The organism is Baia soyae, assembly GCF_004341445.1.
Lineage (GTDB): Bacteria > Bacillota > Bacilli > Thermoactinomycetales > Thermoactinomycetaceae > Baia > Baia soyae.
Genome location: NZ_SLXV01000001.1, coordinates 69,188 through 80,305, shown reverse-complemented (window position 1 = coordinate 80,305; position 11,118 = coordinate 69,188). Strand labels below are relative to the sequence as shown.

Here is an 11,118-nt window from a genome sequence, read left to right as displayed (position 1 = left end):
TCAGCTCCAATAGTGAGCCCACAAGGATGTGAAAAAGCAAGTCCGCTCCGTCCTTCTTCGCTCGGGCAAGTGGCAAAAACTCGCAAAAACCGCTCAAACATTTGCCACAAAACACCCTCGCTACAAAGGACTACGCTAAGCAGGCTCACTAACATCGCTAAGAACAAACACATATGCCCCTCTTCCACTCCATTACTGGTTCATCAATCATCAATAGAGGTTAAAAATAAAAAACAGTATTTTCTTTCCAGATAACTACTTCTATCTTTAATTTAGCCCCTTACAGAAGAATGTCGGTATCATGTCATCGAGAAAAACCCGCTTACAACAAAGCCCTACCAAAGATTGATGAATCGTTTCTGATATGAGGGGAGGGAGTGTCTATTCGATTGCGGCGATGTTAGCGATCCTACTTAGCGTAGCTTTCCATAGCATGGGGCGCTTTTGGTGCAACTTGTTTGAGCGTTCTTTGCGAGTTTTGCACCTGCCCCAGCGGAGGATAGCGGAGCGGACAGTTCTACTTCTCCGCTGGATCGGTATTTGAGTCGTGATCGAATAGACACTCCTGCCCTCGATCACGCAACCTTAGCATCAACAAACTCCACCCTACCAATCCACCTACTAGAACAAAACCCTTACTATCCACTATCCCTATGGAACAAATCCCTACTAACTAAAAGCCAACATTCCCAGCCCGCTTCACGAATGCGAACTCACCGTCACCTGCAAACCCTCAATATTACTATTCTGCTTCACTAAATCCATAACCTTCACCACTTGACTCGGAGTAAGCTTCGCTGATTTTACAATCACGTCGACATGATCCTCATTCGTTACAACCACCGCATCTGTAAACTTCAACTCCTTACAGATGAGATCTTCCAGCACACTCTCTTGCTTCTCCGTCTTGTTTAATTGCTCAACCTTTTTACTAGCAGACTCTAGTTGATTTTTAGTAGCTTTGGGGTCCATCATCATTTTGTAATTTTCCTCTAGCAATTGCTGACGGAGATACTCCCGGTTTAACTGGTGTCCGACAAAGTAATTGGATCCTTTTTGTTGCGCGGCATCTTTGGTGTCTGTTTTCGCAGTAGCCGATGCTGGCTTAGTTGCTGCCTTAATATCTACCGCAACGTCACCTTTATTTAAAATCTCTTGCGCTTTTTTCGCCATTTGACCTGCCGGCTCCACCGGACCCGAAACGATATAATAAGCGGATAAAACTACCATAAGCGATAACATCGTCACTAACCAAATTGTCTGTTTGTTCATGTTCATACCAAATTCCTCCTTTTATCCTTTGGACAGTACTTCAATTCGATGAATCGGAAGATCTAACACTCGTTGAATGGCCTGCAAAACCATCGCTTTTACTTGTAGATCTTCTACTCCACGTGCTACGACTAAAACACCCCGAACTCTTGGCTTCAGCATTTTGACGACAAGTGGCTTTTCTCCACTCCCATCGCGGTACATCGCGGTTTTGCTGTTTGTGTTATTTTGTTGAGTCGATCTCGTTCCACCCTTAGGGTCCGTTTCCGTAGTGGTCTGTACGTTTTGTTGTGTTTCGCTTTGAATCACTTCTTCTTCTGTGGAATCAAGATTGACAACGACGTCCACATCACTAACGCCTACCACTTTGCTGAGAATCGAAGCCAGTTCTTGTTCATACTCAGCCTCGTATTTCTGCATGGCCGTACCTTCAGACACTTTTGCTCCAGCAGGTTGAGGAGCATTTTTAGATGAAAGAAGACCCTTTTCATTTTGAGGCGGCATCGCATCTTCCTCTGGTTGAAAGAACGAGGAGACCAGCATGGCTCCAATTCCAAAGAAGACGAGGAGGAGAAAGAGAAAGAATCGTTTTCGCTTCTGATTGTTTCCTCCACCCACTTTATCGCCCATCTTTTCAAATAACTTATCAAACATTGATTTCCCCTCCTCCTACTCCAATTGGACCTCCACTTGTTCAGCAGTAAGGTTCCACGTTTGCTGGATAAAGCTTTGAATCTTTTGCCCCGTCTCATTAGAAGTAGACTCCGTATGAGTAGTAGGATCATTTGATGGAAGAATGGATACTTCTTGAACCGGATTGATCTGTTGTTTCGCAGAGGCACCTGTCGCTTTCTCTCTCACAACTAGGTGGATTTTCTCAATATGGGGATTTTCTGATGTGAATTGAGCTATTACATCAGCCGACACCACCTCCATGGCAAAACGATCCGGTATATTCTTCTTCATCCACGTTTCCATAGACTCTTCCGTTTTCTGCTGGATCACTTGATCTTGCTTCTTTTTTAACTGACTTGTTTGCTCGTTTATGTCAGCAAGCGACTTCATCTCAGGCATCGCCACGACTGCCTTGCTTCCATCTAAGAAAGCTAGCTCGGTTAAGTTCAGGTTTTCGCTGAGTAATTTAAAGATCGGAGATAAGATCGCCATCAAGATGAGGAGGCCCATTACCAATTTGACGTACTTCTCCATCGCATTACTAGGTAACAACATGTCTAAAAACGTAGCTATTAGGACCAACAAGATAATTTGCTTGAGCCAATCACCCATCCACTCGATGTGTCTCACCTCATCTCATCATCAGTGATATATTCCCCGACGTAATCACAATCGTGATCGCAAGGAAAAACATAAGACCTACAGCAGCCAATGCAGCAAAGACGAAAATCAAGGTTTTTCCGATCGCGGACAAGCTTTCAATCACCGGGCTATTTCCCAAAGGTTGCATAATCGCCGCCGAAAAATTATAGATAAAAGCCAGTGTAAGAATTTTCAGTGCAGGGAAGGCACAGATCATGAGTAAAATCACTACTCCGGCTAAACCAATCGTGTTCTTCATCAATAGAGAAGCTCCAGCGACTGTGTCCGCCGCCTCTGAAATCGTTCTGCCTACAACAGGGACGAAATTACCTGTTATATACTTGGCTGTACGGATCGTCACCCCATCTGCTACGGATGTGGTAGCCCCTTGAATCGAGATGACACCTAGGAAAATCGTTAACAATCCCCCTAGGACTGTAATCGCAACTTTTCTCAGTAAGCCTGCTAAGTGATTTACTTTATACTTGCTTGAAATCGTGCTGACCACTGCTAAAATCGTTGAGAAAAAGAGGAGCGGAAAAACAAATGTATAAATAATCGTGCCAATTACATGGATCATAAAAATGATTAAGGGATGAAACAAGGTAACCGACGTCAAATTTCCCATCGATCCAAGCAGTGTTAAAAGGAGCGGGACAAGCGCAAACATAAAATGAATCATTTTCTCAATGGCACTCTTAGCGGCTTCGATTGCTACCGAGAAGCTATCGACAGCTAGAACGATGATGACCAAGAAAACAATGGCATACGCTATTTTGCTCACCTGATTATTTTCAAAAGCGTTTTGCATCGTTTGAAGCAACATGCTAAAAACGGTCAAAACCACGATTGCACCAAGCAATTTGCCGTTGTACATTACTTCATGGAAGAAAAACTTAGCAAAAGCCGAGAAGAATGCTTTAAAGCTGATCTCATTCTCTTGGAATAAGAGATCGAAAAAGCCTGGTACCTTCCCCTCAAAATACCTTCCATACTCCGTTTGAAGTTGATTCCAAAATGATTCTACTTCTTGCGTCTGGAGTTGATCCAATTGGGAGCGAACCACTTCTTTTGTTATGTTAGCAGGAGAGGGAGCGGGTTCTTCTCCATTCGCTAATGCAGAACTTGGATTCAAACTGACGATAAGAAGAAAGAGAGTGAGAATCATCCATCCAACTCTCTGCATAAGCGATCCTCCTTTATGCGGGTAAAATCGAAACAATGGTCTCAATAATGACGGTAATAATCGGAATTGCCATCACCATAATTAATACCTTTCCAGCCAGCTCAATCTTAGAAGCAATAGAACCTTGTCCAGCATCTCTCGTAACTTGAGCCCCAAACTCAGCAATGTACGCAATCCCAATAATCTTCAATATCGTTTCCAAGAATAGATTGTTCACATGAGCTTGAGTGGCTAAATTCTCTAAAATGCGGATTACATCGGCAATCTTCCCAGCTAGAGCAAGAAAAATCGTAATTCCTACAAACGTAGCTAACAAGAAAGCAAAGATTGGCTTCTGTTCTTTGACGACTAAGATGAGGATCGTAGTGATTAAACCTAATCCCACCACTTGCAATATTTCCAAGTGGATCGCCTCCGTTCTACATTCGGAACAAGAACACGTTCTTAATCGTGGTAAATAAGTCTTGTATCAACATCGCAACCATAAATAAGACCACTCCGAAACCGAAAAGCGTTACCCAATGAGCAAAGTCTTCCTTTCCCATCTGCTTTAAAATCGTATGAATCATGGCGACAATGATTCCAATCCCAGCAATCTGGAACACAGCATCAATGTTGTATGGCATTATGTACCTCCTAATACATCAAGATGATCAGTAGTGCTCCGGCAAGGATTCCTAGCGTTTTGAACATTTTCTCGTACTGTGTCTGCTCTTCCAAGGCCCTACGCTCCTCGATCTCCAAATTGCTTTTGGTTACTGCTAGGTTTTGTAATTGATCCTGCCGATCAGAAATCCCAAGCGTCTTACAAAAATCTAAGATAACTTGCTTTTCTGGTTGCTTCATACAAGTGGCTCCCCAGTTACTCTCAATCGCCTTCTGAAAACACTCATACGTAGAAGCACCGTCTAATTGGAGTAAATTTTGATGAGCTTGATGGAAAATTGCTTGTACAAAACCATCCATTCTGGCTGCAATCGATTGACAGGCATCGATCAGAGTTCGAGTTCCGTAACCAATTTCCGTTTCTAGTAATTGAAGAGCGGATCGAACCTGACGGATCTGTTTGGGTCTCTCAGCAAACGTCCGAGCATGCTGAAATCCAGCCCAGGTTGTTCCGATCAAGATGATGCATGCTCCGAGTAGCTTAAGCATAAGTAGCCCACTCAGATGGATAGGTCATGCGTTTACCCGATCCATTATAAATTGCCTCAATGGTTCCAGGGCCTCGTCTACGTGATAGTAGGATGACTCGATCAAAAATTCCTTGCTTCAGAAGGTCTCCGAGCTCTGCCCGGCGGGATACTTCTTCCCATGTATGACCATGTGCAGTCGAGATTACCTTTACTCCAGCGTGAATCGCTTCATGCATAGCATACAGATCTTCTAGCCTCCCAATCTCATCCACAATCATGACATCTGGAGACATCGAACGAATCATCATCATCATCCCTTCTGCTTTGGGACAACCGTCTAAAATATCCGTTCGCGGACCTACATCGTGTTGAGGAACACCGCCTACACAACCAGCAATTTCAGAACGCTCATCTACAATCCCGATTTTCTTGGATGGATATTTCTTCTCATCACCTAAGCTAATCAGGCGTGCCAAATCGCGAAGCAACGTCGTTTTTCCGCATTGAGGCGGCGATACGATCAAAACATTATGCAAATTTTGATTATGTCCAAACAAAATGGGGAGCAATTCTTCTCCTACCCCTTTTACTTCTCGTGCAATACGAATATTAAATCCAGTTACATCTCGCAAATGCTTCACTCTACCCTGCTCCATCACCACTTTTCCTGCTAGTCCCACTCGATGTCCGCCTTCAATGGTGATGTACCCCCTTCTAAGCTCCTCTTCCATCGCGTACAAACTGTGATTGCTGAGGAGATTTAGTAACTTGGCGCATTCTTCACGACTGGGTAAAACAGAATCTTTTGGCGTTGTATTAAGCTGGCGATTGCAACTAACAAACCACGATTGTTCAGATGTAATCACTTCTAAAGGGCGATTTTGTCTAATGCGTATTTCTTCTAGGCTTCCTAGAATCGTACGCGGAAGTGATTGAATGATTTCGCGAATAGACAGTGGAAGAATCTGATAAATCGGTTTCAGCATCCCAAAACACCCCCTGTCCAATATTCTCTTTATTTCTCAATGTATGGCTTGTATCGGTTGTTTATGACAAGCTCTCTTTTGAACAAAAAAAAGAACCAGCTCGTGAAAGCTAGTTCGAATGGAAAATTCAATCCACATTATCTTTTTTTATTTGAAAACATCGAATCAACAGCAAGGAATCTACTTCCATTCAAGACAAGATAAATCGCGATTGCCAGCAATGCAAGGTCAAATTCATACCCAGCCGATTGTCCATTTCCCATAAAGCCTGCTGATAATTTCACAGAGAAAATCGCGCCGATCATCACGAAAGCGTTTAAGAGCGCAATCAATCTTGTACCCAATCCAATAATGAGAAGGATTCCTCCCACTAGCTCAATCATTGCTACAATATATGCCAAAAATCCTGGTAATCCAATACTTGCGAACCAACCAGAGACTCCATCAATTCCACCCGAAAATTTAGACCAACCATGTATAAAAAACGTAAGTCCGAAAATAACACGGAGAACAAAAGCTCCCCACTCAACGTGTCTATTTTCAGTCATCATCTATGCACCCCTTTATTTTTTATAACCAAGTAAACTCATAAACAATATAGTGGTTACGATTTGTAAGCCATTATATTTAAAGTAAGTAACTTATGTCAAATACCGATATTTTCCATGTACTGGATATAAAAAAGCAGGGCCTAGTGCCCCACTTTTTCTCTCAACTCTTGCTCAAACGCAAATTTCTCGATCAAGCTATCCATAAACTTCTGATCATCCTCCATGGTTCTATATGTCTCTGCTAACCGTTCCAACACAGTCAATCGAATCTGAGCGCTTCCCTTTTTGGCAATTTCTTTTGCTTGCAGGTACTGATTTAACCCATTTTCCAGCTGGTTTAATTCTACTTGTAAATCTCCGAGATACACATATGCTTTTGCTAAACTAGTAAAGTCATTCCACCTCTTACTGAGGAATACGACTTGTTCAATTTTTTCCTTGGCTGCTTCATATTGTTGCTCTTTTAAATAGAACATACCGTACTCAAGATACGTCTGTACCACAAGAGAACGCTCTTTGATCCGGTCTTCTAAAGCGAGAGCTGTTCGATAGGCAACATCAGCAAACTCAATTAACCCCTGTTCATGATACACATTTGCCAACATTAACCAACATTCACAAACCAATGAATGCTCTCCATTTTCTCCACACCAACGTATCGCTTCTTCTAGTAATTGAATCGCTTCTTTATTAAGACCGAGCGCCCGAGACAATCTCACCTTACCCATATATAGCTGGATAATCAGATAAGAGGAGCGAATCAATGGCACATCACTCCAAAAGGAGGAGTAGAAATAATACGCTTCGTTCATTCTCTCTAGCTGAATTAAGCATAGAACACGAAGTCCTGCCAATGTAAGCTCGGCATCTTTATTCTTCTTTCGTTTCTCTCCTTCTTCGATCCATTCCATTCCACGATCTGCTACTTCAAGAGATTGCTCGTAACTGCCTAGTAGATACAAAGAGTGACAAATCTCTCGATAACACTCTAGCTCAAGTGGATGATGGACATGGGCCACCTTCGTAATGCGTAGAACCGTCTGATACTCCGTAATCGCTTTTTCGTAGTCTTCTTGAGAGAAATAATATTTCCCTTTCGAAAAATGATAAAAATGAGCAAGAGCATGTGTTTCAGATAAACGATTCTTTTTTAGCCACTCCCAAGCTCGCTTGCTATTTCCAGAGGAAATCCATGTTTCAACTGCCTTTAACTCTAATAAATACAAGTCATCCTTCTGTTTTTGCTTCGTCTCCAAAGCATTCAGTTGATGGAAGTCGATCCCCAGCTTTTCTAACAGATACCTAACCTTTTCCTCTTTTACATGAGAGTATCCACGCTCAATGTTACTAATCGTGGAAACGGAAATCTGATCATCTGCTAAATCCTCTAAGCGAAGACCCCGCTCTTTTCGATAAGAACGAATCGTTTCTCCTAGTTCCATAGTAGATAATTGCATTCCACTCTTCCCTTCTTTTTATAATTGCAAAATAAAATATGTATTTTTTTGAAAAAACACCTTGTTTCATACCTTCTGAATACTTATTCCAAATTTATAAAAATAGTTTGAATATGTGGTATATTTATTATGTAAACTCTTGCCAAAAGTTATCAGCTTGAGTATAATCAAAGGCGATCCACCATATTCCCATTATTCAGATTAGAGGTGTTTTCTCTTGTTAAAACTACTTGTGCAAGGCTCTCAAGACGAGCTTTCTCGATTTTTTCTCCAATTCCAGGTTCATTCAGAGTTCAGCGTACATCCCGAGACCGTTCAATGGCAAGATGAAGATCAGGAAAACGTCCAATTGTATGCCTCTTTTGACTTTTGTCCAGAGTCCCGAGAAAATCTTACCATACAAATGATGACAGAAAAAGGGACAATTGTAAAATTAGATCTACTAGATGGAATTGTCACCCGCTTTGATGACGGTAAGACCTACATAAGGGGTAAGCTGTATGATATTTTCGGATAAAAAAACTCATTGAGATAACCCAATGAGAAAAAGTAGTACAAACCTAACTTCGATTTTATCATAAAATTCTGCCATAATAAAGAGATGAGTAGAATTTTCCTATCCTTCCCTTACATATAAGGGAGTGCGAAAGGCTTGATGCCCCTCACACTCCCTTATTTTCTTCTTTATAAATCGTATTCCTGTTTGAGCGTTTGTAGCATGATATGATTTTCCATATTTCTTTGTCTGCCTTCCCTTTTGAACATATAGTCATAGTAATAAAGAATCTTAGGTATTTTTTTTTGCTTTCGAACTTGATCACGAACCTGAACTGCCCAGTCTGTATCTTCTCCAAAGCTAATATCTAAATATAGATATTGGCTGGCTAATTTCTTTGAAAAACACATAATGTGATTGGGATTCCGATAATAATATTGTTCATCTTCTAATTTGTGTTTGTTGTCATACACTACATCATACTTGCAAATTTTCTTTACGATTCCACCTAGGCTTACCTGCACATCAAACGTAATACAGTCTACATCTGGAGTCTGGCGGATAGCGGACATTAATGAATCGACATAATCAGTAGCAACTCGATCATCATCATCCACAAACACTACAAAATCGCCTTTTGCTTGCTGAATCAAATCATTTCTCTTAGCTCCAATTGATCTCTTCTTATTATCAACTAAAGCAAGTATCTCCACAGGAAATCGCTCGGACTGTCTCTGTAATTCATTTACTACCCGAGATAAACAACTTGCTCTTTCAGGAATCGATGGAATCAAGATAGACAGTTCTATATCCACGTGATCCCTCCTCCTTAACTCTTAACCATTTCACCATTTTTACTATAAAACAGCGGCTGATAATAACTAGCCAGAATCGGAATATTCTTACTCGAAAATGGTTGTTCATAGTGATTGACTTCAGAGTGAAATAGACAACAGAATTTACTCTGATGATGGCTTAGTAGCCACATCTCTGGTGCTAAATAATCTGAGCCTATCTCCTTATCTAACTTCTTTATGTACTCACTATTCGCCCACCAAAAATTCCCTGAAAAATGAGGCTTAGGTGATGGTAAATAGTTAACACCGCAGGCATCTACACTTCCAAGATGCTTTAAACACATTTCATGATGATCGACTAACACCGATTCCATCAAATGAACCCAATCTCGTACAAATGGTTCAACAAACGTTCCAAATCGAGCTACGCCTTTTGTGTGCATATATAAAATCTGTACATTGTGCGGGCTTTCATTACAATACTGATGCAACCACTTTAAAGTAGAGCGTTCAAAATCGTATGTTTGAGGAACCACTCTTATTTTCATAGTATCATCTGATTTTGCTAGTAACCCTATCTCATTTACAATACTCTCAATGTGTTCTTCATCATCTGCACGTTCAGTGACAAACGAGATATAAATAGAGTCCAATTTCTCATACAAACCTGATAAACGTAGCCTTCCAATCTGCCGTTTTACAATTTCCATCCAATTATTAATCTCAAACACATGCATAAAGCAAGCCATCTTATCCACTTTTTTCACTAGGGCTTGCTGCATCTCGACTTGAACTTCTACACATTGAATCGCTTTTTCTACCCAGTCTCGGCCTTCTTTCTCAGCAGACTGAAGCAAAACTCTTTTTGCATAGCACATCAGATGCTTTGGCTTACTACTGAAACCAAATCCTACGCTAGAGTTCCAGTTATGAGCTACGTTAAAGGCAATGGCATCCACATTTGGATGTTGCATAATCGCATCGAGCAAAGAAGCAATATAATCTTCTGATAATGAATAATGATGATCCATAAAAGCAATAAATTCTCCTTGAGCCAGTTGAATTAAAGATGTCTTCTGTTCGTCTATCGAACGTACAAGATTATCCATTAGCATGAGCACTTCTACTGGACGATCATAAGCTTGCTTCTCCAACTGTCTCATCATTTCCATAGAAGCTGTAAGTCGTTCTGGTGTAGAACACACTAGAATTGATAGCTTAATATCCAACTCGATCTCCCCCGATCTGTTATCTCTTTTATAGTTATATGATTGCATTTAAAGGTTAATTCTTAATCTTCCCTAAATCACTCTCGATTTTGTCATACAACAAATAGGAGCTTAAGATTTGTCCCCTAAGCTCCTTGTACTAATATTTAACCTGATTAATCGAGACGCTCTTCATCCACTCCACTATTATCTGGTTCGAGATCAGAAGCATCTTCTACAATTAAAACCGTGTGACACTCTGGGCATAGTAACTCTATTTCCGAATCTGCCACATCTTCATAATCTACATGCACATCTTCACCGCATTCTGGACAGACGATACATAGATCATCTTCATCGTCGTCATCTTCATCGTCATACACTAGTAACTCCATATCATTTAGATCTTCATCGATTGATTCCACATATTCCTCTAATTCCAAGAATCGATGTTCTAGCTGTTCATTTGCCTCTAACAACTCATCCACAATATCTAGAAGCCTTTGAATCGCTTTCCCCTCTGGATGACTGCTTTCTTGATTAGCACCTTCCATCAGACCTTGCACATATGAAACCTCTCTGCGTAGACGATCGTACATCACAACTCCACCCCTCATACAAAGTATCGGTAACTCTATTTTCACCTTTCGATTCAAAAGAAATACATTTTAGTTGAAATGGGCTATTTTTTCTTCTATTGGATACACTAAGA

The 11,118-nt window shown here is 40.9% G+C and carries 14 protein-coding genes; 1 reads left to right on the top strand and 13 read right to left on the bottom strand.

The window, feature by feature from the left end:
- Nucleotides 1-699: 699 nt before the first annotated feature.
- The 10 genes from EDD57_RS00390 to EDD57_RS00345 form a co-directional block, all read right to left on the bottom strand.
- Nucleotides 700-1,278: a SpoIIIAH-like family protein gene (locus EDD57_RS00390; protein ID WP_131847223.1), complete on the bottom strand. Its 579-nt coding sequence runs from the start codon at nt 1,276-1,278 to the stop codon at nt 700-702.
- Between the two features lie 15 nt (nt 1,279-1,293).
- A complete protein-coding gene (spoIIIAG, locus tag EDD57_RS00385; protein WP_131847221.1) occupies nt 1,294-1,926 on the bottom strand; it encodes a stage III sporulation protein AG in 633 nt (210 codons plus the stop codon).
- Between the two features lie 15 nt (nt 1,927-1,941).
- Nucleotides 1,942-2,577 (bottom strand): stage III sporulation protein AF, encoded by a 636-nt coding sequence (spoIIIAF, locus tag EDD57_RS00380; protein ID WP_131847219.1) that lies wholly within the window; start codon nt 2,575-2,577, stop codon nt 1,942-1,944.
- 1 nt (nt 2,578) lies between these two features.
- On the bottom strand, nt 2,579-3,775 hold the full coding sequence (gene spoIIIAE / locus EDD57_RS00375) for a stage III sporulation protein AE (RefSeq protein ID WP_131847217.1): 1,197 nt from the start codon (nt 3,773-3,775) through the stop codon (nt 2,579-2,581).
- Between the two features lie 13 nt (nt 3,776-3,788).
- Nucleotides 3,789-4,178, bottom strand: coding sequence for a stage III sporulation protein AD (spoIIIAD, locus tag EDD57_RS00370; RefSeq protein WP_072330309.1), 390 nt, complete (start codon nt 4,176-4,178; stop codon nt 3,789-3,791).
- 16 nt (nt 4,179-4,194) lie between these two features.
- Nucleotides 4,195-4,401, bottom strand: a complete 207-nt coding sequence (gene spoIIIAC / locus EDD57_RS00365; protein WP_093290363.1) for a stage III sporulation protein AC — start codon at nt 4,399-4,401, stop codon at nt 4,195-4,197.
- Nucleotides 4,402-4,411: 10 nt separating this feature from the next.
- Nucleotides 4,412-4,930 carry a stage III sporulation protein SpoIIIAB gene (gene spoIIIAB / locus EDD57_RS00360; RefSeq protein WP_131847215.1) on the bottom strand — a complete coding sequence of 173 codons (519 nt, stop codon included), beginning with the start codon at nt 4,928-4,930 and terminating at the stop codon, nt 4,412-4,414.
- Entirely contained in the window at nt 4,923-5,894 is a 972-nt protein-coding gene (spoIIIAA, locus tag EDD57_RS00355; RefSeq protein ID WP_424204970.1) for a stage III sporulation protein AA, read from the bottom strand. The genes spoIIIAB and spoIIIAA overlap by 8 nt, the downstream gene beginning before the upstream one ends.
- Nucleotides 5,895-6,034: 140 nt before the next feature.
- Complete coding sequence (locus EDD57_RS00350; RefSeq protein WP_131847212.1) at nt 6,035-6,445, bottom strand: DoxX family protein; 411 nt, start codon at nt 6,443-6,445, stop codon at nt 6,035-6,037.
- 143 nt (nt 6,446-6,588) lie between these two features.
- On the bottom strand, nt 6,589-7,905 hold the full coding sequence (locus tag EDD57_RS00345; protein ID WP_131847210.1) for a helix-turn-helix domain-containing protein: 1,317 nt from the start codon (nt 7,903-7,905) through the stop codon (nt 6,589-6,591).
- 217 nt (nt 7,906-8,122) lie between these two features.
- On the opposite strand from EDD57_RS00345, the gene EDD57_RS00340 reads away from it, so the two are divergent.
- Entirely contained in the window at nt 8,123-8,422 is a 300-nt protein-coding gene (locus EDD57_RS00340) for a hypothetical protein (protein WP_131847208.1), read from the top strand.
- 167 nt (nt 8,423-8,589) lie between these two features.
- Here the strand turns inward: EDD57_RS00340 and EDD57_RS00335 are convergent, their stop codons facing one another.
- The 3 genes from EDD57_RS00335 to EDD57_RS00325 all read right to left on the bottom strand — a co-directional run bounded on the left by EDD57_RS00335 (nt 8,590) and on the right by EDD57_RS00325 (nt 11,005).
- The gene (locus tag EDD57_RS00335) at nt 8,590-9,216 is read right to left on the bottom strand and encodes a glycosyltransferase (RefSeq protein WP_243649381.1); all 627 of its coding nucleotides are present in this window, start codon (nt 9,214-9,216) and stop codon (nt 8,590-8,592) included.
- 14 nt (nt 9,217-9,230) lie between these two features.
- Complete coding sequence (locus EDD57_RS00330; protein ID WP_131847206.1) at nt 9,231-10,427, bottom strand: glycosyltransferase family protein; 1,197 nt, start codon at nt 10,425-10,427, stop codon at nt 9,231-9,233.
- Between the two features lie 155 nt (nt 10,428-10,582).
- Nucleotides 10,583-11,005, bottom strand: a complete 423-nt coding sequence (locus EDD57_RS00325; RefSeq protein WP_131847204.1) for a CD1247 N-terminal domain-containing protein — start codon at nt 11,003-11,005, stop codon at nt 10,583-10,585.
- Nucleotides 11,006-11,118 lie beyond the last annotated feature (113 nt).